The 21773-nt window shown below is 34.1% G+C and carries 23 protein-coding genes; 9 read left to right on the top strand and 14 right to left on the bottom strand.

What is annotated here, in order from left to right; translation table 11 throughout:
* Nucleotides 1-25: 25 nt before the first annotated feature.
* From priA to nadC, 4 genes are read right to left on the bottom strand one after another with little or no spacing between them, the layout of a single operon-like run.
* Nucleotides 26-2482, bottom strand: a complete 2457-nt coding sequence (gene priA / locus BMY56_RS02440; RefSeq protein ID WP_091619388.1) for a replication restart helicase PriA — start codon at nucleotides 2480-2482, stop codon at nucleotides 26-28.
* Between the two features lie 2 nt (nucleotides 2483-2484).
* On the bottom strand, nucleotides 2485-2925 hold the full coding sequence (locus BMY56_RS02435; RefSeq protein ID WP_091619386.1) for a DUF2147 domain-containing protein: 441 nt from the start codon (nucleotides 2923-2925) through the stop codon (nucleotides 2485-2487).
* A complete protein-coding gene (locus tag BMY56_RS02430) occupies nucleotides 2922-3890 on the bottom strand; it encodes a YihY/virulence factor BrkB family protein (RefSeq protein ID WP_091619384.1) in 969 nt (322 codons plus the stop codon). Before BMY56_RS02430 ends, BMY56_RS02435 begins: the two co-directional genes overlap by 4 nt.
* Complete coding sequence (nadC, locus tag BMY56_RS02425; protein WP_091619382.1) at nucleotides 3891-4748, bottom strand: carboxylating nicotinate-nucleotide diphosphorylase; 858 nt, start codon at nucleotides 4746-4748, stop codon at nucleotides 3891-3893. It lies immediately after the preceding gene.
* Nucleotides 4749-4812: 64 nt separating this feature from the next.
* On the opposite strand from nadC, the gene rlmH reads away from it, so the two are divergent.
* Nucleotides 4813-5286 (top strand): 23S rRNA (pseudouridine(1915)-N(3))-methyltransferase RlmH, encoded by a 474-nt coding sequence (rlmH, locus tag BMY56_RS02420; protein WP_091619380.1) that lies wholly within the window; start codon nucleotides 4813-4815, stop codon nucleotides 5284-5286.
* Nucleotides 5287-5316: 30 nt separating this feature from the next.
* On the opposite strand, the gene BMY56_RS02415 is transcribed toward rlmH, so the two are convergent.
* The 6 genes from BMY56_RS02415 to BMY56_RS02390 form a co-directional block, all read right to left on the bottom strand.
* Nucleotides 5317-6135 carry a type IV pili methyl-accepting chemotaxis transducer N-terminal domain-containing protein gene (locus BMY56_RS02415; protein WP_091619378.1) on the bottom strand — a complete coding sequence of 273 codons (819 nt, stop codon included), beginning with the start codon at nucleotides 6133-6135 and terminating at the stop codon, nucleotides 5317-5319.
* A 176-nt stretch (nucleotides 6136-6311) separates the two neighbouring features.
* On the bottom strand, nucleotides 6312-8204 hold the full coding sequence (gene serA / locus BMY56_RS02410; protein WP_091619376.1) for a phosphoglycerate dehydrogenase: 1893 nt from the start codon (nucleotides 8202-8204) through the stop codon (nucleotides 6312-6314).
* A gap of 136 nt (nucleotides 8205-8340) precedes the next feature.
* A complete protein-coding gene (locus tag BMY56_RS02405; RefSeq protein ID WP_091619374.1) occupies nucleotides 8341-9129 on the bottom strand; it encodes an alpha/beta fold hydrolase in 789 nt (262 codons plus the stop codon).
* Between the two features lie 11 nt (nucleotides 9130-9140).
* Nucleotides 9141-9836 (bottom strand): DUF3307 domain-containing protein, encoded by a 696-nt coding sequence (locus BMY56_RS02400; RefSeq protein WP_091619372.1) that lies wholly within the window; start codon nucleotides 9834-9836, stop codon nucleotides 9141-9143.
* Between the two features lies 1 nt (nucleotide 9837).
* Nucleotides 9838-10443 carry a SatD family protein gene (locus BMY56_RS02395; RefSeq protein ID WP_091619370.1) on the bottom strand — a complete coding sequence of 202 codons (606 nt, stop codon included), beginning with the start codon at nucleotides 10441-10443 and terminating at the stop codon, nucleotides 9838-9840.
* Nucleotides 10444-10543: 100 nt separating this feature from the next.
* Complete coding sequence (locus tag BMY56_RS02390; RefSeq protein ID WP_091619368.1) at nucleotides 10544-10996, bottom strand: methyltransferase family protein; 453 nt, start codon at nucleotides 10994-10996, stop codon at nucleotides 10544-10546.
* A gap of 60 nt (nucleotides 10997-11056) precedes the next feature.
* Between BMY56_RS02390 and BMY56_RS02385 the strand changes: the two genes are divergently transcribed.
* The 5 genes from BMY56_RS02385 (at nucleotide 11057) to BMY56_RS02365 (ending at nucleotide 16865) form a co-directional block, all read left to right on the top strand.
* Nucleotides 11057-11644: a non-canonical purine NTP diphosphatase gene (locus BMY56_RS02385; RefSeq protein ID WP_091619366.1), complete on the top strand. Its 588-nt coding sequence runs from the start codon at nucleotides 11057-11059 to the stop codon at nucleotides 11642-11644.
* Nucleotides 11631-12275, top strand: coding sequence for a DUF4337 domain-containing protein (locus BMY56_RS02380; RefSeq protein WP_091619364.1), 645 nt, complete (start codon nucleotides 11631-11633; stop codon nucleotides 12273-12275). Before BMY56_RS02385 ends, BMY56_RS02380 begins: the two co-directional genes overlap by 14 nt.
* Before the next feature lie 159 nt (nucleotides 12276-12434).
* The gene (locus BMY56_RS02375) at nucleotides 12435-14276 is read left to right on the top strand and encodes a DEAD/DEAH box helicase (protein WP_091619362.1); all 1842 of its coding nucleotides are present in this window, start codon (nucleotides 12435-12437) and stop codon (nucleotides 14274-14276) included.
* A 75-nt stretch (nucleotides 14277-14351) separates the two neighbouring features.
* Nucleotides 14352-15122, top strand: coding sequence for a carboxypeptidase-like regulatory domain-containing protein (locus tag BMY56_RS02370; protein WP_091619360.1), 771 nt, complete (start codon nucleotides 14352-14354; stop codon nucleotides 15120-15122).
* Between the two features lie 51 nt (nucleotides 15123-15173).
* Nucleotides 15174-16865 carry an alpha-amylase family glycosyl hydrolase gene (locus BMY56_RS02365; protein WP_091619358.1) on the top strand — a complete coding sequence of 564 codons (1692 nt, stop codon included), beginning with the start codon at nucleotides 15174-15176 and terminating at the stop codon, nucleotides 16863-16865.
* A 12-nt stretch (nucleotides 16866-16877) separates the two neighbouring features.
* On the opposite strand, the gene BMY56_RS02360 is transcribed toward BMY56_RS02365, so the two are convergent.
* Genes BMY56_RS02360 through BMY56_RS02350 form a run of 3 tightly spaced genes read right to left on the bottom strand, consistent with a single transcriptional unit; the run spans nucleotide 16878 to nucleotide 18471 of the window.
* Nucleotides 16878-17243: a VOC family protein gene (locus tag BMY56_RS02360; protein WP_091619356.1), complete on the bottom strand. Its 366-nt coding sequence runs from the start codon at nucleotides 17241-17243 to the stop codon at nucleotides 16878-16880.
* A complete protein-coding gene (locus BMY56_RS02355; protein WP_091619354.1) occupies nucleotides 17240-17773 on the bottom strand; it encodes an SRPBCC family protein in 534 nt (177 codons plus the stop codon). Before BMY56_RS02355 ends, BMY56_RS02360 begins: the two co-directional genes overlap by 4 nt.
* A gap of 41 nt (nucleotides 17774-17814) precedes the next feature.
* A complete protein-coding gene (locus tag BMY56_RS02350) occupies nucleotides 17815-18471 on the bottom strand; it encodes a TrmH family RNA methyltransferase (RefSeq protein ID WP_091619353.1) in 657 nt (218 codons plus the stop codon).
* Between the two features lie 48 nt (nucleotides 18472-18519).
* Between BMY56_RS02350 and BMY56_RS02345 the strand changes: the two genes are divergently transcribed.
* Nucleotides 18520-19206 carry an SIR2 family NAD-dependent protein deacylase gene (locus BMY56_RS02345; RefSeq protein WP_091619351.1) on the top strand — a complete coding sequence of 229 codons (687 nt, stop codon included), beginning with the start codon at nucleotides 18520-18522 and terminating at the stop codon, nucleotides 19204-19206.
* On the opposite strand, the gene BMY56_RS02340 is transcribed toward BMY56_RS02345, so the two are convergent.
* Nucleotides 19175-19648, bottom strand: coding sequence for a heme-binding domain-containing protein (locus BMY56_RS02340; RefSeq protein ID WP_091619349.1), 474 nt, complete (start codon nucleotides 19646-19648; stop codon nucleotides 19175-19177). The genes BMY56_RS02345 and BMY56_RS02340 overlap by 32 nt on opposite strands.
* A gap of 34 nt (nucleotides 19649-19682) precedes the next feature.
* Between BMY56_RS02340 and BMY56_RS02335 the strand changes: the two genes are divergently transcribed.
* On the top strand, nucleotides 19683-20249 hold the full coding sequence (locus BMY56_RS02335; RefSeq protein WP_091619347.1) for an adenylosuccinate lyase: 567 nt from the start codon (nucleotides 19683-19685) through the stop codon (nucleotides 20247-20249).
* 128 nt (nucleotides 20250-20377) lie between these two features.
* Nucleotides 20378-21721, top strand: a complete 1344-nt coding sequence (gene purB / locus BMY56_RS02330; protein WP_091619345.1) for an adenylosuccinate lyase — start codon at nucleotides 20378-20380, stop codon at nucleotides 21719-21721.
* Nucleotides 21722-21773 lie beyond the last annotated feature (52 nt).

Genomic DNA, 21773 nt, shown 5'->3' with positions numbered 1-21773 from the left:
GACCGCTAAATAGCGGTCTTTTTTATTATATATGGTCTACGTTATATATTACCCTAACACTTCTATACATCGCTACCGCTTTAAATGATTTCTCTATACGCCGAATGTTGGCTTTTGTTTGCGCCAAAGATTGTACTTTTTCAACCTTAACCACAATATGCTTTAAATACTGATTTCGAATTCGAGCTACCGGTGGATATTCAGGACCTAATACAGTACCGCCGAAATTAGAACGTAATGCTCCTACAAACCAATCTGCCGCTTCATTTAAAACATTATAATTTTTATGTTTGAAAGTAACTTTGATAATTCTATTTACTGGAGGATACTTAAATTGCGCTCGCTCATCTAACTGTTCTTTATACATACCCTCATAATCACTTGTAGTAACCTGTTTTAAAATCTGATGATATGGATTATAGGTCTGTATAATAACTTTTCCTCTTTTTTTAGTACGCCCTGCCCTACCCGATACTTGTGTCAATAACTGATATGTTCTTTCATGAGCACGATAATCGGGAAAATTCAATAGAGAATCTGCATTCATTACCCCAACTAAATTTACATTTCTAAAGTCTAGGCCTTTGGTCAACATTTGTGTTCCTACTAAAATATCAAGTTCTTGTTGCTCAAATGCAGTAATTATCTTTTCATAACCATGCTTACCGCGAGTTGTGTCCAAATCCATCCTACCGACTTTTGCGTCTGGGAACAGTCCTATTACTTCTTTTTCAATTTGTTCAGTACCAAATCCTTTTGTATCTAAATCGGGACTACCACAGGCAAAACAACTTTCAGGCAATGCCGTATGGTGACCACAATAATGACAACGTAACTGATTTCTAAATTGATGATAGGTAAGACTCACATCGCAATTTGGACATTGAGGCGTATGCCCACAGGTTAAACATTCCAATAAAGGTGCAAATCCCCTTCTATTCTGAAACAATATTATTTGATTACCTTCTATAAGTGTTTCTTGCATTTCCAATAGAAGCCTTTCAGAAAAATGACCTTTCATTCGTTTTTTACGCGTGGCCTCTTTAATATCTACCAATTCCATCTCGGGCATCAAAACATCACCATAACGTCTAGTAATTTCTGTAAAACCATATTTACCGGTTTTAGCATTATAATACGTCTCAACACTAGGTGTTGCTGAGCCTAATAATACATTGGCGGAATGTAAATTACCTAAAACAATAGCGGCATCTCTTGCATGATATCTAGGAGCTGGGTCAAATTGCTTGAAAGAGCTTTCATGTTCCTCATCTACAATAACCAAACCTAGTTTACTAAAAGGCAGATACATTGCCGATCGTGCCCCAATAACTAACTGTGCCTTAGGTTTAGCTTGCAAAACATTTTGCCAAACCTCCACACGTTCTTGAACATTATATTTAGAGTGGTAAACTGCAATTTTCTCACCAAAGTATTCTTGTAACCGACTTATCAATTGTGTGGTCAATGCAATCTCAGGAAGTAAATAAAGAGCCTGTAAACCCTTTTCTAAACATTCTTCAATCAACTTTACATACACCTCGGTCTTTCCTGATGAAGTAACTCCTTTTAATAGTGTTACTTTCTTTTCTTTAAAAGCCTTTTTAATATCTATTAAAGCAGATGTCTGATATTCATTTAAATCTTTGGTTTCAGAATCATCAGAACTTCCACCAAAATTTACACGGTCAGTTTTGATGAAATATTCTTCTAAGACTACTTTATCTACCAATGACTTTATTACGGCTTTAGATGTATTGCTTGCCTTTTCTAATTCTGAAACTTTTATAGGCTTTTGACTTCTACCCTGAAGTTGAAAAAGTGTAAGTACTACCTGACTTTGCTTAGGAGCTCTTTTCAATGAATTTAGAAGTTCTTCTAATTTCTCATCTGCGTCGTATTCAGCACCTAACTTAACATACCTCACTAATTTAGGTCTATACTGCTCGTAAACCTCTTCTTTAAGTACTATGATTTTTTTCTCCAATAATCTTTGAAGAATAGGCAGAACATTTTTACGTTCTATAATAGCAGATACTTCTTGAACCTTAAGTATTGACTGATGCTGTAGCGCTTCAAACACTAAAAATTCATCGTCTAAAAGTTCATTTTCATCAACCTCGTATTCCGTATTACGTACAACTAATGTTTCGCTCTCTAACAAAAAAGCACTTGGTAATGCACTACGTACAACTTCCCCTAATGTGCACATATAATAAGAAGCAATCCATTCCCAGTGTTTGAGCTGAATTGGATTTATAATCGGGTAATCATCTAATAGCTGATGTATTTCTTTTGCTTCATAGGCTTCAGGAGGTTTTTGATGAACACTATGAACAATCCCAGTATATATTTTTGTTTTGCCAAAAGGAACTGCAACACGCATGCCTGGCTGCAAAAGTGTTGCTTCCTCTTCTGTAATACTATAAGTAAAACTTCGCTCTAGAGGAATTGGTAATATTACATTAATAAAATTTCCCATAACTATCCTTCCACTCGCAACCAAGTCTGGGTTCTGAAGATGAATGCTAAATATCCTCTTACTTTTAATTCATTGTGATTATCTGGATTCAACCATATTTTGAATCTAAACGTCATCGCTTGTTGTGGATCAAACAATCTTTTCCCTTTCCATTCACCATCTTCATGCTTTTCACCTGCAGTAATTATTTCCATACCTTCAACAGGCTTATCCTTTAATTCTCCATCACATTTTACACAGGTTACACCTTCCATTCCTTCTTCTAAAATTTTAATCACCTTACCATACATTAACCCATCTTTCTTATAAATCTCGATTACGCCTTTAGGCAATCCAGTACGGTCGTCAATAGTTTTCCATTTTCCAAAAACAGATTGTGCCGAAACATTCATAGCTAGTAAAAGGAAGAATAGAATACTTAATTGAATAGTTTGATTTATCATTCTTTTTTAGTGATTTTTCTTAAGGTATTTAAGGATGCGTTTAACTCGAACCCAAGTAGCAATATATTAGAATTTAACCAGATGTAAACCATTAATATCAATAATCCTCCAAGAGCCCCATATAATTCATTGTACCGAGCAAATTTTTCAACATAGATCCCAAAAAGATAAGATGTAATCAAAAATAAAATAGTCGTCATCAATGCTCCTATAGAAAAGAAACGGGCTTGCTTTCCTTCCCTTGTTCCAGAATAATATAAAATTGCGGTAGTAAAATACGAAAGAATTATAAAAAACAGCACCTTGGCAATCTGAACGCCTACTAACTCTTCTTCCTCCAAGACATATCCACCTTGTCTTGCTGCAAATTCAGAAAGATAGCCAAGCACATAAAACTCAAAATATATAAAAGCTACAAAACCTAAAATTATCAATATCGCCAAAATGAGACCTACCAATAAAGCATATAAATATTGTTTAAAAAAATTACGAGTCAATTCAATATGATAAGACGTTTCAAAACCCCCAAAAATAGAATGTACGCCATTTGCCATTAAAAAAATAGAAAGTATAAAGGCCGATGAAAGTAATCCACCACTTTTTTGATCTTTAATTTGTTGAAACACTTCACCGAAATAGTCACCTGTTGCACTTGGCAAAAAAGATTCTAAGAACAATTGAAATTGAACGTCAAAATCACCATGTTCAATACTAATATAGGATACTAAAAAAGGTACAAGGGTTACCATGAAAATTAACAATGGAAACAATGCCATAAATAAACTAAATGCGATAGCGCTGGCACGCGTGGACAATGTTCCTCTTAAAATACCAAAAACATACATCTCTAACAGATCATATACTGAAAGCCCCTCCAAACCGGGTAATCTGACTTTTTTCAGAAGCCTGACACCCCAATTTATAATAGGAATCTTATCTAGTTTTTCCTCGACCTCTAGAGACATTTAAACTGCTTTTAAACTTAAATCCATATTGTAGACCGAATGTGTCAGTGCACCTGAAGAAATATAATCAACACCACATTCCGCATATTCCCGAATTGTTTTCTCGTTAATTCCACCAGAAGATTCTGTTAAACAAGTATCGCCTATTAATTTTACAGCCTTTCGGGTATCCTCATAATTAAAGTTGTCTATTAATATTCGATACACACCAGTAGATTCCAATATTTCCCTTATCTCATCTAAATTTCTAGCTTCAACTATTATTTTTAAGTCTCTTCCCGTTTCTTTTAAATATCTTTTAGTCTTGTCTATTGCCTTTGTAATACCACCAGCAAAATCTATGTGGTTATCCTTTAGCATTATCATATCATAAAGAGCAAACCTGTGGTTTTCCCCTCCACCGATTTTTACCGCCCATTTTTCAAGAGCTCGTATACCTGGTGTTGTTTTTCGTGTATCTAATATTTTTGTTCCAGTACCTTCTAGTAAATTAACGAACATATTGGTCTTTGTGGCAATTGCACTCATTCGTTGCATTGCATTTAGCACCAAACGTTCAGCTTTCAAAATACTTTGAGCGCTACCTTCTACATAAAAAACAATATCTCCATGATTTACAGGTGAGCCATCTTTTATACGTACATCAATTTTCAATTTAGGATCAACAAAATAAAATACCAACTCCGCAAAATCTACCCCTGCAATAATACCGTCATCTTTAACCAACAATTTTGCTTTACCAACAGCCGTTTCTGGTATACAAGCCATAGAGCTGTGGTCGCCATCGCCAACATCTTCACGAATGGCATTCGCTATGATCAATGTAATCTCTTCTTTAAACTGTTCTTCTGAAATCATATTATATTATCTAATGCTTTGCTAAATTACAAAGACATTTGCGAAATTGATTTACTTTTGAAATATGACTATAAAACTTTTAGCCATTGGTAAAACTGACAGCTCTCAACTACAAGAGCTAATTGAAGTTTATCAAAAAAGATTACAACATTATATCAATTTTGAAATTGAGCTTATACCTGATTTAAAGAAAACTAAAAATTTATCCGAAGAACAACAAAAGGATAAGGAAGGCCAATTAATTTTAAAAAAATTGGCACCAACCGATGTTCTAATTCTTTTTGATGAAAAGGGAAAACATTTTACTTCAATTGAATTTTCACAATATCTGCAGAAGAAAATGAATTCTGGGATAAAACAAGTAGTCTTCTTAATTGGGGGTCCTTATGGTTTCAGCAATGATGTTTATGCTAAAGCATCGGGAAAAATAAGTCTTTCAAAAATGACTTTTTCCCACCAAATGGTTCGTTTATTTATTACCGAACAACTTTATAGAGCATTTACCATACTAAAGAATGAACCATATCATCATAATTAAAAATAGCCATAAAATAGGATATTATTGATACTACTGTTCCTTTTCTAAAGATTTGACCATGTTATTTGAAACATCTTCTAAATCTTTAAGCTCCTTCATTAAAAATGATATTATCTCTTTTTTATGTTCCATATTTTTCTCAATTCCTAAAACATGGTTAAAGTTTTTAATATTGGTCATATGAGATTTAAAAGCATGGGTTTGATGCCATGAAATCTCTTTTAGCTTTTTATTCTGAACAGTTATTTTTTTTATGGAAGGATTTATGAAAAAGAATATCTCAACAATAAGTATTACCAAAGAAAATACAGCCAATTCTAATTCAATAATCATTAAGGCTTTGATATCTTTCTCGGATGCTTTTTGAAACTGAGTCACAATAGTATCCATTATAAACAAAAATTGGTCTACCTCGGCCGACAAATCTTCTATAGAAACCTCCTCTAACTGATTAAAGTTTTCTAAAGTGTCAAGAATATAATATAAGTGAGGCTGTAATTTATCAAAATTATTTTGAATTTCAACATTGTCCAAAGGCTCTAAACCCATAGCATCACTACCTTTTTGCAATGCATCATTTACGGAAGATAACTTATTGATCGCTAATCGCATTTTGCCATAATCACAAGTAGCATACTTGCATTGGTATACATTTTTTACCAGCATTTGAGATAACATTCGTTGTCTACCTGCAATATTAATTCTTAATGCATCACGTCTTTGTTGTGCTAAAGAAAATTGAATTATTGACTGTATGGCAATAGTCAATACGATTACTGTAAATACTAATAAATAATAGTTATTAAAACTTTTGCTCTGTTTTAATTTTTTAAAAAGGTTTTTTACCATTAATAAAGATATTTCCTACAAAATTCGAAAATACAATAATGTATGGTTGTAAAAATACTTATGTTGTGATTACGACTTAAACTATGGTGTACGCACTAATAACACTAGTGTAGTTATAAACTCTCAAGTTTTATAAAACCTAATATTTTGAATGGAGAATATCTAAAAACACACTTCTAGTACAATACTCTGAACTTAATCGTATTATCTACCTTTTTCAGTGCTTTTAAAACATCTTTATTATATTCTTTATCTAAATCTGTTATCACATAACCAACTTCATTATCAGTAGAAAGATATTGACTAGAAATATTTAACTCGTACTCCGCCAAAACCTTATTGATTTTAGCCATAATACCAGGTACGTTCTTATGAATATGAAGAAAGCGGTGCGCTTTATTCTGTTTCGGCAAACGAATATTCGGGAAATTTACAGCATCAACTGTATTACCACTGTTGATATAATCCATAATCTTATTCGGTACAAAGTCCGCAATATCACGTTGTGCTTCTTCTGTGCTTCCACCAACGTGCGGTGTCAAAATCACATTTGCAAAACCTTGTAATTTAGTGTGAAACTCACCATTACTAGCAGGCTCATCAGGATATACATCAATAGCTGCACCACCAATATGTCCGCTTTTTAGACCTTCAGCAAGTGCATCAATATCTACCACAAAACCTCTTGAAAGGTTAATTAGCATTGCACCTTTTTTCATTTGCTTTATTTCACGCTCACCAATGAAGTTCCTATTCGCTTTATTATCATCTATATGTAAGGTAACAACATCTGAAACGTTCAATAAATCTTCAAGTGTTCCACATTTTACCGCATTACCTAGAGCCAATTTATCGTCGACATCGTAATAGTATACACGCATACCCATAGCTTCAGCTAATACAGATAATTGTTTACCTATGTTACCATAACCAACTATTCCTAAATTTTTACCACGCACCTCTCGGGATCCTGCAGCTGTTTTTTGCCATTGTCCCTCATGAATCTCTCTACTACGGTCAAATACACTGCGCATTAGCATAATAATCTCACCTATCGCCAATTCTACAACCGATCTTGTATTGCTATAAGGCGCATTAAAAACAACAACACCCTTTTTCTTAGCGTTCTCTAAATCTATCTGTGTTGTACCAATGCAAAAAGCACCTACTACCAAAAGTTTGTCGGCAGCATCTAAAACTTTTTGTGTTACTTGTGTTTTTGACCGTATACCTAAAACGTGTACGCCCTTTATTTTTTCAATTAGCTCATCTTCAGATAAGCTGTTCTTAATTAATTCAACGGAAAATCCATCTTCTGAAAGATTTTCAAATGCAGCTGTGTGCACGTTTTCTAATAGTAGGACCTTAATCCTATTTTTTGGGTACGAGATATTTCTTGGCAATTTGTTCACAAATAAAAATTCATCTAAACTTGGTGTAACATAATCCGCATTATTAGCGGCCTTTTCTCTATGTACGTTTTCAGTATAAGCAAAAAACTTATGGGCTATACCTGCTTCGCGCATTACATAATCACTGTAACCATCCCCAATAACTTGAACTTCTCCTTCCAAGTCCATTTGTCTTAGGCAATCTATTTTGCCATTATGTTGGGACAGCACATTATTCTCATCGAAACCGATGATATTTCCTTCTTCGTCGAACTTAAATGTATTTGCATACACGCGATCCGACGGAATATTATATTCTTTAACTATTGGGTCAATGAACTCTTTAAAACCACATGATATTACATAAATATCATCCGCATACTTTTCAAAGAATTCTTTATTAGATTCTATAGACTTCGATATTTTACTACGAAGCTCTTTTACAAGACCCTCTAAATCATCTTTGTTGGCATGTAAAAGTTTAATTCTGCGTTCTAAAGATTCAGTAAAAGAAATATCACCATCAATACCGAGATTAGTGATTTTTTGAATTTCCTTTATAATCTTCTCTTTGTCTGACTTTCCATTTAAAGTCATTTCCGCAAGCACATCTAAGGCTTCTACCCTAGTTAACGTACTATCAAAATCAAAAACGTATTTTCTACTCAATTCGACCATTTCTACCTTTTGTTTTGTATTCTTGCGATTAAAATAAGAAGCAAAAGTAAAAATTTAATTTATCCTGATTAATGTTATCTCGTAAATAAAACAAAAATGATCGGTTATGATGTAAAACAATCAAATGCTATTCGAATTAGAGCAAAAACCGAAGTACCTCGTCAGAAAAATCTGCTGTTTTATATGTGCCATTATGATCTCCTGGCACTCTTACTAATATTCCATTAACAAATGCATTACTCAACTCTTTGGCATTTCCATTATCCAAATCCTCATCTCCACAAATCACTATGATGTCAATCTTAATTTTTCCTAATTTCTTCTTTGAGGTTACAGGTTGATATTTTTGCTGCAAATGCAGCGAACGCAAATCCGCATATATAGATTTTGCATAGTCTACCGCATCTTTGGTAGTTTCATTAACCTCGCCATCAAAGGCTTTGGCGAACATAATTCTCCTATCCCAATCTGGATTCGTAAAATCTATACCCATACCCCCTAAAACCGCTTTTTCTATTCGCTTATCAGTAGTCAATAGTTTTGCTAAAACAATACTCCCTCTAGAATACCCTACGGCCTTATAACTTTGAATATTCAAATGGTTCATTAGTAGTTTTAAATCTTTAACTTCTGCATCATTTTCATAGGCTTCTTTATCTTGGGGTTTATCAGAATCCCCGTTACCTCTTAAATCTGGCACAATCACCCTATATCCCTTATCAAGTAAATCTTGTTTCAATTGTGTGTTATCCCATGATTTTCTTGAATTTATGAAACCGTGAATCAATAATACCGGTTCACCTTCTCCTTCATCTGAAAAAACAATTTTTACATCATCGAAAGACTTGAAATTTTCGGATTGAGAAAAACATATTGATGTGAAAAATAATAGGAATATGCAAAATGAATAGTTCTTTTGTACCATAGATAAATGTATTAAGAAATGTATAATAGTCCGGACAAAATAGCCAATCCGAAACTAACTAACGTACCTATCAATATATATTCAGTAAGCTTTCTGTTATTTCGCTCCTTTAAGTCATTAAATCTAAATACAGACTTTGCAGCTATTAAAAGTCCGATAACTTCCCACCTACCAATTACTATAAAAATTAGCACGAATAACCTTTCTATTATGCCGATATATTTACCTGCATTTGGTAAAGATTTATGATCTGTTTCTATCTGGTTGGACATACCCTCGAGAATTACACCCATAATAATAGACGCTGGGTAGGTCACAAAAACAATTGCCGTTATCAGAGACCAATCTAAATTTCGAAAAAGTGTTAGGGTATGTTCAAATAAATTATCATAAAAAACACAACAGTATATAAGCACTATATGCAAAGCCTGGTCTATAAAAAACGGAATACTTTTTTTTTTAAATAATGAATCGGTATAAAGTTTTAGTAAGTCGATGAAGTAATGACCTATAGTTATAATTAATGCTATTTTCCATAAAGACAAATCCCACAAGAAGAGCATATAAAGTGCAAAATGCAGTATTACATGGATATACAAATATTTTGATGCAATCTTATGTGATTGTTTGTGTACCACCCATTTAATAGGCTGAAGAATAAAATCACCTATTAAATGTGCTAAAATTAGTTTGATGAATATCAACATATTAATTATCTGTTATTATTTCTTCATAATAAGACAATACATCTAAAACCAAGTCTAATCTAGCTCTTTTTAATCTTTGACTTACAGCAGATTGTTTTATTCCTAATTTTTGTGCAATTACTTTTTGTGAATACGTAGGATGGTCTAAAACCAAAGTAACAATTTCGGCAGACACCACACTCCAATCATCCATAAAATCAAGTGCCAATCGCAAAATCAAATTAAGTGTGCGGTCTTTTTCTTCGATTCCTGTTGTAATGCTAAGATTAACCTTACTTTCTTTAAGCGATTCAAAATTTCGCCCTGATCGTTGGTATGCCGGCCCGTTCGATTCGGTAACTCCTGCACCAACATAAGTCTCTAAACCTATACCTATACCCATTCTTACATCTAAGCCTCTTATAGCTTTTAACATTGACTTAATACGGATTGCAGAAAACAAAGCATTCTTCTCAGTTACCTTTAGTTGAAATTCATCGCCACGGTAAATCTCCCAATTCATTGGAGAAGCACCAAACTGGTTAAAGTATTCCTTCAATAAATCTATCCATTGAGAACTAGGATGATCTTCAGAATTTATAATATCTCCGGTAATTATTGCTATCATGATTATTAATTAAAAAACTAATATATCAAATTATAAGCTAATTACATAATATTTTAAAATATTAGCTTTAGTGTTAATATGTAGATTCAACCATAAATGTCTAAAACCAACGTCTAGTCAAGGTACAATATTCCTTATAGGACCGTCCAAATTTATTTAAGAGAATACGCTCTTCTGGTATTATCTGAAAACGATTCATGTACCCTACAAAAGCGGCGGCTATTAAGGTATTAAAGGCATTTCCTAAAACAACCCCTAAAGCTAATAAAGAAATTAATAGGGCTAGATACATTGGGTTACGAGTAAATTTATAAACTCCGCTACTTACCAAATTAGAAGTCTTAACAGGTTTGGTAGGATCTATAGTAGTTTTAGCCCTAAAAAATTGAATAAGAGCTATAATACCTATTAAAATAGCAAGTCCTATTAAAATTTTTGAAAGTAACAACCTACCAAAAAAGTCAAAATAACCAAAAGGCAAAAATTCTGATAACAAATACATGATAAATCCAAAGAGCAAAAACACTATAGCTGGTGGTAACTTTAATTCCATTTTATAAAATTACTACTTTTGAGATTCAAAACTCAATAAACCAGTTCCCAAATTAAGAACATGAAGCTTGTATTCGCAACACACAATTCTAATAAATTAAAAGAAATTCAACAACTACTGCCCGAATTCATCGAACTGATTAGTTTAGATATGTTAGGATGTATGGATGAGATACCTGAAACAGCAAACACTTTAGAGGGAAACGCCAAGCTTAAAGCCGATTTTATAACCAACACCTATCAACTACCTTGTTTTGCTGATGACACAGGACTACTAGTGAACTCACTAAATGGTGAACCCGGCGTATATTCTGCACGTTATGCTGGTGAACAAAATGATTCACAAGCCAATATGGCAAAATTATTAAACAACTTAAAAAACAAAGAAGATAGAACCGCACATTTCAAAACAGTAATCGCTTTAAATATAAACGGAGAAACACATATATTTGAGGGTAAAGTAATCGGAGAAATTACAACTAGCCAAAAAGGTAATCATGGTTTTGGTTATGACCCCATATTCAAGCCGAATGGTTATAAAGAAACATTTGCCGAACTACCATTATCTATAAAAAACAGCATAAGTCATCGTGGTCAAGCAGTTCAAAAATTGATAGCATATTTAAACAACATTAATGTTTCAGAATAAAAATAATAGAGAAACGGTAGAAGTATCTGTCGCATCAGAAAGAGCTGAAGCTGTTGGTGGTGTATTAATTGCGCTATTTGCTGCACTCATGGCCATATCACAAATGGTTAATGGCGAGCTAGAAGAAGAAATGATGATTGCTCATAATAATGTTGTTAGTTACTCTAACTGGTATCAATCGAAAAGCATCAAAGAAAGCTTAAAGGAAAGTGAACTTGATTATTTAACCGCACTAATAAGTAGTGGAATAGTAACTGATGATAAGGTTCAGGTTATTGAAGAAAAAATAGCTTCGGTTCAAAAAAATATTAATAAATATAGTGCAGAAAAAACCGAGATTCTAAATGGTTCGGCTTTTGTCGGTAAAGAAAATTGGAAACAAGACATAGAAGGTGAAATGGGTATAATTACCGGTGTCAAAGAATGGCAACAATTAGCAGCAACTTACGATTATGCTACTAAAAAATTTGACTATGGTATGCTTTTTTTCCAAATCTGCATTGTACTGGGTGCTGTTTGTATCATTATTTATGATAACCCAATTCTACAAAAAATCCTGATTATTTTGATGATTATCTTTGGTATTACGGGCACAATCCTATCAATATATGGCTATTTATTGGCCCCATAGCATTACTTACCATTTTATTATACCAGTCCAATTATTAGCAGTACCTTTGCAAATTAATTAACGCCGCTGGTATAGCATGTGTTGCGCTGAGTCTAACTAGGTTATATATGATAATCGCTCTATGCAACATTCATATTTGCGATTTAGTATAATATATTTATGACAAAGTTTGAAGCACTAGGACTCCAGAAGTCCTTATTAGATGCTGTTGCTGATTTGGGTTTTGAAACCCCTTCAGAAGTACAGGAAAAAGCAATCCCTATTTTATTGGAAAGTGAAACCGATTTGGTTGCCTTGGCGCAAACCGGAACAGGTAAAACTGCCGCATTCGGTTTTCCATTAATTCAAAAAATTGATAGTAACAGCAGAACCACACAAGGTTTAATACTATCCCCTACTCGTGAGCTTTGCTTACAGATTACCAAAGAAATGCAAGCGTATTCAAAATACGAACGTAATATTAATGTAGTTGCCATTTATGGCGGTGCTAGTATTACAGACCAAGCAAGACAGATTAAAAAAGGTGCTCAAATTATTGTAGCTACTCCTGGTCGAATGAAAGATATGATCAGTAGACGTCTTGTGGATATCTCTAAAATCGATTACTGTATTCTAGATGAGGCAGATGAAATGCTGAACATGGGCTTTATGGAGGATATTAAAGATATTCTTTCGGGTACTCCTAATGATAAATCTACATGGTTGTTCTCTGCAACTATGCCTAAGGAAGTTTCAATAATTGCAAAAAAATTCATGCACTCCCCTCAAGAGATTACAGTTGGTGCAAAAAATTCAGGCGCATCAACTGTACAACATGAATATTATGTTGTTGGTGGTAGAGATCGTTATCCTGCTTTAAAAAGATTGGCAGATACCAACCCAGATATATTTTCAGTTATTTTCTGTAGAACTAAAAGGGATACCCAAAAAGTTGCCGAAAATTTAATTGAAGATGGTTACAACGCAGGAGCCTTACATGGCGATTTAAGTCAGAACCAACGCGATTTGGTGATGAATTCTTTTCGAAAAAGGCAGATTCAAATGCTTGTCGCAACTGATGTTGCTGCACGTGGTATTGATGTTGATGATATTACCCATGTAATAAATTATCAATTACCGGATGAAATCGAAACCTATACACACCGTAGCGGTAGAACAGGTAGAGCTGGCAAGTCAGGTATCTCAATGGTAATAATCACACGAAGCGAACAACGTAAGATTAAAGCTATTGAAAACAAAATCAATCAGAAGTTTATTGCCAAACAAATTCCTACGGGAATGGAAATCTGCGAAATTCAATTGTATCACTTGGCTAACAAAATTAAGGATACACAAATCAATGCAGACGTAGAAAATTATTTACCCGCAATTAATGATGTTCTACAAGGTATTGATCGTGAAGAACTAATTAAAAAAATTGTATCGGTAGAATTTACGCGATTCTCTAACTATTACAATAAGTCTAAAGATTTAAATTCTTCTGATGGTGGTAGAGATAGAGATGGCGATAGAGATAGAAGTGATGGCCGAAGAGGTGGCGAAACACCAACTAGTGGTGCAGTTCGTTATTTCATAAATGTTGGTGAAAAAGATGGTTATGATTGGATGTCACTTAAAGATTTCATTAGAGATACAGTTGGCCTAGGGCAAGAAGATGTTTTTAAAGTTGATGTAAAAGAAAGTTTTTCATTTTTTAATACTGAATCAGAATCTACCCAACAAATTCTTGACAAGTTTACCGAGTTTAAAGTTGACGGACGATTTGTAAATGTAGAAGTATCCAAAAACCCTGGCGGTGGCGGAGGCGGTAATCGCAGAAGCAGCGGCGGAGGCGGCGGATTTAAAGGAAAAAGAAGCGCCAGAAGAGATGATGACCGTGGTGGTAAAGGAAGAAAAGATGTCGATCGTGAATCTAAAGGAAGAAGTCGAGGTCGAAGTGAAGCTAGCAGTCCTAACTCTGGAAAAAGACGCACCACTAAAAGAAAGGGAGATTTCTTTTAGTTAATTGTATATTAAAAATACGCTTCGGCGTATTTTTTTTATTTTGTTTGCATCCCTAAACTTGGCGTTAACAACATGAAATATTTTTTATCAGTCTTATTTACCTTCATTTCCCTTTTAGGTTTTTCGCAAGAAACAGAAGAAAATCAACGCTTAAGTGCAGTTGTTATTAATGCACAAACCGAAGAACCGCTTGAAAGCGTTCATGTCGTTAACTTGAACCAAGTTTTCGGTACTATTACCAATGAAAAAGGAGAATTTTCGATTGCAGCTGTAGTAAATGATACTCTTTATTTTTCTTTTCTTGGGTTCAAGTCCCAAAAAATAAGGGTTACAAACGACATGTTCAAATTTGAGAATACTGAAATAGCCTTAACCGAACTAGCGTATGCTTTGGAGGAGGTTATTGTAAGACCATATCAGCTTACCGGTTATTTAGAAATTGACGTGAAAAACCTTCCTATCAACAACGCTTATCAATATAGTATTTCTGGTCTAGGCGTTAGTTATGAGGGTGGTAATAAAAACCCTAGTGCTGTTACAAAGGTGCTAGGCGCTATTCTTAACCCAGCAGATTTACTACGAAACCTCTTTGGCAAGAAACCTGCACAAATGCGTAAACTTAGGCAAATGAGAGAAGACGATGAAATTCGTAATTTATTGGCTTCTAAGTTTGATCGTGAAACTCTAACAGAATTTCTTCAGTTGGAAAAAGTTGACATTCAAGATATACTTAACAACTGTAATTACTCTAAATCTTTTATTACTACAGCTAATGACCTTCAGATACTTGATGCCATTAGCAGTTGCTACGAAGAATACAAAGTTCTAAATAGAAAAAAATAATATTTTTTAGATTGATTTCCTTGTTATAGCTTTAGAAGAAATATTTAGGAAATGAAAAATTTATACTTTTTAGCACTGTTTGCTGTTGTACTGGCATCTTGCCAACCGAACGCAAAGAATACTTCCAAAACTACACCTTCGGTTACAGACACCGTTGTAACAGCTAAAAAGAATCCTAATTTTCAGTGGGAAGCCGCTACAGTATATTTTCTACTTACTGACCGTTTTAATAATGGTAACCCAGAAAACGATTTAAATTTTGAAAGAGATGAGGTAACCGGAAAGCTAAGAGGCTTTATGGGTGGTGACATTCAAGGTATAACTCAAAAAATTAAAGATGGTTATTTTACCAAGCTTGGCGTAAACGCTATATGGTTTACTCCAGTTATAGAGCAAGTTCATGGTGCCACAGATGAAGGCACAGGCAATACTTATGCCTACCATGGGTATTGGGCAAAAGACTGGACGGCATTAGACCCTAATTTTGGAACCGAAAAAAATTTAGAAACTCTGGTTAAAACAGCTCATGAAAATGGTATTCGCGTTCTATTAGATGTGGTTTTGAACCACACTGGCCCAGTTACTGAAAAAGACGCTGTTTGGCCAAAAGAATGGGTACGCACCTCTCCTACTTGCGAATTCACTACATACGAGAATACCACAAACTGCACCTTAGTGGCAAATTTACCAGATATATTAACAGAATCTGATACGGCAGTAAATTTACCTGACGCACTTCTTGCCAAATGGAAAACTGAAGGCAGATTAAGTGAGGAATTGGATGAACTTGATTTATTTTTTGATAGAACAGGACACCCCAGGACTCCAAGGTTTTATATCATGAAATGGCTTACCGATTACATTAATAAATATGGGGTTGATGGTTTTAGGGTTGATACCGTAAAACATGCAAATGAAAATGCTTGGGCTGAACTCTATAAAGAATCATCAGCGGCATTCGATTTATGGAAAAAGAAGAACGCTGATAAGGTTTTGGACAACAACCCTTTCTATATGGTTGGTGAAGTATATAATTACGGAATTTCTGGTGGTCGAGAATATGATTTTGGGGATAAAAAAGTAGATTATTTTGCCAACGGTTTCAAAAGTTTAATAAACTTTGAATTAAAGACAGACGCTGAAAAGGACTACGAATCCATTTTTTCTAAATATAGCAAACTGCTGCATACTACTTTAAAAGACAAAAGTGTTTTAAACTACCTTACATCGCACGATGATGGACAGCCTTTCGACAAAGAACGAACAAACCCAAAAAGAGCCGCAAATGTTCTTCTTTTAACTCCTGGAGCTTCACAAATCTATTATGGCGATGAAACGGCAAGAGACTTAACGATTGAAGGAACTGAGGGTGATGCCAAATTAAGGTCTTTTATGAATTGGAATGAGCTTGATAGTTTAGCACAAACAAAAGAAATTTTAAATCATTGGCAGCAAATTGGTTCTTTTAGAAATGACCACCCGGCCATCGGAGCTGGTATTCATAAACTAATTACTAAAGAGCCCTATGTTTTTAGTAGGTATTTAAATAAAGAGGAGTATGTTGATAAAGTTATTATTGCACTCGACTTACCAAAAGGAAAAAAGTCCATTTCGGTAAAAGGTGTATTTGGAGATGGTACAAAACTTTTTGACAGATATTCTGAAACCGAAAGTACAGTAGTCAACGGTATAATTGTTCTTGAAAATGATTTTGATATCGTTTTATTAGAACCAAAGCACTAGAGAAATAGCATACTAGGCATTAGAATGGAGGGCAATCCTATTTCCCTCCGTATCTTTCAGCAGACCCATAAAACCATGACCATCACCAATTTCTGTTTTTGGCTGTAATACTTGTCCGCCTGCTTTCTCCACCTTGTCCAATACAGTGGCCGTATCTTCACAGGCAAAGTATACCAAAGCCCCTTCGGTTAAACTTGGCACATATTGATCATGCTGTACCAAGGCACCATTTGCCTGACCTATAATAGGCTTATCAGGAAACAGTCCCATTACAAATTGCCCAAAATTATTGACTGTTATTGTAATGTCTAAGATAGTTTCGTAAAACTTTTGAGCTCGTTGCATATCTGCAACCGGAATTTCAAACCATGCTATCATATTTCACTACTTAAATTATGTTTAAGATTCTGTAATCCTTGTTCAAAATCTTTTCCTACCATTTTATCCATACTCATAAATAGCATCATAATACTCATAGGAAATTTATTGGTTCCTGTAAACCCCCAAGTCACTTTACTCCTATTATTATCTAGTTCCTCCAAGTCCATATAACAATCAGATTCCGATTTAATCGGTTTTAAGAATCTTAAATCTTGTTCAATTCGCTTACCTTCAACTATTTTAGTTATTTCTTGCTCGCCCTCACCTACTTCTTTATTGCCGTTCCAATAACTTACGGCGCCAACCTCGCCGTCTATACCAGTAAATTTTTGGTCCATATTCGGGTCTTTTCTTGCCCACGGCGACCACTCTTGTTGTTTCTTTAAAAATTTTAGTTGTTCCCAAACTTTTTCCGTGGGATGTTCTAGTTCTACCGACCTATAAACATGATAACTCTTTGGGGCAATAAAGGATAGAATAATTAGTATTGCCAATAACACTCCTAAAATTATTAATACGTAATACATCTGTTTTTCAAATAGTTATTAGACAACAAGTTAAGTAAAATTTAATTATCAGAATCATACCTAATCAAGATATCATCGATACTTTTTATAGATTTTTTGGTCCAATCTAATCGTTTCTCCATCATTTCTGCTTGGGTCAGCTTCCAGTCAAAATTGGAAGACTTTAATTTAGATGTTAAGTGTTGTAGAATAATCGCTGCTGAAACTGAAATATTCAAACTTTCGGTAAAACCTACCATCGGTATTTTCAAATAAGCATCAGCATTTTTCAGCACGTAGTCGCTTAAACCCTTATTTTCAGTACCAAAGAATAAGGCCATTTTTCCATCTAATTCATAATCTTGCAATAATGAGCTATCGGCATGTGGGCTGGTAGCAACAATTTTATACCCTTTATTCTTAAGTACATCAACCGCATCATTCGAATTTTTATATCTTTTTACATCTACCCATTTTTGGGCACCCATAGCAATTTCCTCATCTAAACGTTGGCCATATTTACCTTCTATTAAATGTGCTTGCTGTATGCCAAATGATTCACAACTGCGTATTACAGCACTAGTATTATGCATTTGAAAAACATCTTCTATAGCAACGGTTATAAAATTGGTTCTATGACCTAATATATCATTAAACCGCTCAATTCTTTTTTCTGAAATAAATTCTTCTAAATATGCCAAAAGCTTCTCATCCATCATGCTTCCAAGATAAGAAAAGTATATTTTTAAGTTTAATTTTAAAAAACCATGAAGAACATTGTTGTATTAACCGGAGCAGGAATATCTTCCGAAAGCGGATTAAAAACGTTTAGGGACGCAAATGGTTTATGGGAAGGTCATGACGTTATGGAAGTTGCCACTCCTCAAGGATTTTATAACAACCCACAATTGGTCTTAGAATTTTACAATCAACGTAGAAGAGAATTATCAAGCGTGTATCCGAATCAAGCGCACCTAGCTTTGGTTGAACTGGACAAGCACTATAATGTGCATATTATAACCCAGAACGTTGATGATTTACATGAGCGAGCCGGAAGTTCTCAAGTACTTCATTTACACGGCGAATTATTAAAAGCCAGAAGCATGGCTTCAACTGATGATGTATTTGATTGTAAAAACGATATACGCTTAGGAGACAAATGCAAAAATGGATATCAAATTAGACCTCATATTGTTTGGTTCGGTGAAGCTGTACCTTTATTAGAAGAAGCCATAAATATTACCGAAAAGGCCGATTATCTTATAATTATAGGAACCTCAATGCAAGTTTATCCGGCGGCAAGCCTAATAGATTACGCTAAAGCAAATACACCTATATTCTTCATAGATCCAAAACCAGCAATTAAAGGTGTTGTGAATGGAAATTTAACCGTTATTTCAGAAAACGCAGTAAAAGGTGTTCCTACTTTGGTTGCTTCCCTAATTGGTAAATAATTCTTGTTTGTTTCACCCACGCTACAATTTCACCTACTTCCTTATCTGATATTTTAGAATTGCTGTGCAAATATGTATACTCGGTTAATGGCATATTTTCTTGAACAACCATTTCTTCAATCTCTTCTAAAAGATGGTCTTTCTTATCTATTGAATAATTTTGCCACTCAGAAAAATTTAAATTGTTCTTTCCTTCTTTAACGTGGCTATCAATCCAATATGAAATTGGCGCTACATTATTGTACCATGGATAGGCCGTATTATTACTATGACAATCATAACAAGAGGTTTCAAATAAAGCTTTCAAATTGGGAGAGGGATTAGTCTCTTTAATAAAAATTTGAGTATGGTTACCAGGGGAAATATTCTTTGTAGGACTATAAAATTGCATGGCTATCAATACTAAAACCACACCTAGGCTATTTTTTTTTAGTAATTTCATATTTGGGGGAAATATCGAATAAAGATACAATTTTATGACCAAGGAAGAGCTTTGCCATGCATTGAATTATGTTAATGCAACTCGAGAAAATCGTAGTAAGATGGTATTTAAAATTGAAGAAAATGCCCATCTCATTCCTATTTTAATAGAAATTTTTAAAGATGATATAGACCCTATATCTTGTAAAGCAAGTTGGGTTTTAGAATTTCTTATAAAGAAAAAGTTAGAATTTATTTTCCCTTATATCGATTCATTTTTGTGCTCACTATCTAGTTTAACCTTAGAATCATCAATTCGACCTGCCTCAAAAATATGCATGCTTCTAGTTGAACATCATTATTCTGTCAAGTCATCTCTTTCAAAAAGAATACTTACCAAACAACATTTAAATACTATTGCTGAAGCAGCATTCGATTGGCTCATTGGCGACCATAAAGTTGCCCCTAAAGCCTATTCAATGACAACCCTTTTATTGCTTGGTGAAAATATAACCTGGATTCATCCCGAACTAAAACTTATTTTAAATCAGAATTATGAAAATGGGAGCGCTGCATATAAAGCACGCGCAAGAATGACTTTAAAGGCACTTGAAAAAAGCTAGCCTAATAGTATTACAACTCCGTTTTTCTTTATTTGAAAATCACTTTTTGACTGCAACTTAAAGCGAATAGTGTTTTAATCTATGGTATGAATAGGTATATTTGCCGCTTATTAATTCAACCATTAATTATGTCTCTTAACGCATTAAATGCCATTTCTCCAATCGACGGTCGCTATAGTTCAAAAACCAATTCATTGTCTCCTTATTTTTCTGAAGAAGCATTGATTAAGTATAGGGTAAGAGTAGAAATCGAATATTTTATTGCTCTTTGCGAGATTCCTTTAAAGCAGTTATCTTCTTTTGATTCTTCTAAGTTCGAAGATCTGCGTAAAATCTATACTGAATTTACTACAGCAAATGCTCAAGAAATTAAAGAGATAGAAAAAGTAACCAATCATGATGTTAAGGCGGTTGAGTATTTTATAAAAAAGGCTTTTGATTCTTTAGGGCTTTCAAAATTTAAAGAGTTTATCCATTTCGGATTAACATCACAAGACATTAATAACACAGCCATTCCGCTTTCTATTAAAGAAGCGATGAATGAGGTTTATGTTCCTCAATATTTCGAATTACTTGAAAAGCTAGATGTTCTAACATTAGAATGGGCAGATATACCTATGCTAGCAAGAACACATGGTCAACCTGCGTCTCCTACGAGATTAGGAAAGGAAATTATGGTTTATGTAGTTCGATTAAAAGAACAATTTAATTTATTGAACGATATACCAAGTGCTGCAAAATTTGGTGGTGCTACCGGTAATTTTAATGCCCATCTGGTTGCCTACCCATCTATAGATTGGAGAGAATTTGGTCAAAATTTCGTTCAAGAAAAGTTAGGTCTTCAACATTCTTTTCCAACAACGCAGATTGAACATTACGACCATTTGGCCGCACTTTTCGATGCTCTTAAACGTATTAATACTATCGTTTTAGATTTAGACCGAGATTTTTGGACATATGTATCCATGGACTATTTTAAACAGAAAATTAAGGCCGGTGAAGTTGGTTCGTCTGCAATGCCTCATAAAGTAAACCCAATCGATTTTGAAAACTCAGAAGGTAACCTTGGTATTGCTAACGCTATTTTCGAACATTTATCCGCAAAATTACCAGTTTCAAGATTACAACGGGATTTAACAGATAGTACAGTGCTTCGTAATGTAGGTGTGCCATTTGCCCATACTATGATTGCTTTTCAATCTACTTTAAAAGGATTGAACAAGTTATTATTAAATAGAGATAAATTTGAGCAAGATTTAGAAAATAATTGGGCGGTTGTTGCCGAAGCCATTCAAACTATTTTAAGGCGAGAAAGTTATCCAAACCCATACGAGGCTTTGAAAGGACTTACACGTACAAATGAAAAAATAAATAAAGATTCTATTTCTAATTTCATCGATACCTTAGAAGTTTCTGATACTATAAAGAAAGAACTTAAACAGATATCACCTAGTAATTATACGGGTATATAATATTTGTAGTGTATTAATTTTAAAATTACCTTATATAAAAAGACCACCTTTC

Source organism: Maribacter orientalis, assembly GCF_900109345.1.
Lineage (GTDB): Bacteria > Bacteroidota > Bacteroidia > Flavobacteriales > Flavobacteriaceae > Maribacter > Maribacter orientalis.
This window is presented reverse-complemented; position numbering and strand designations above follow the sequence as displayed.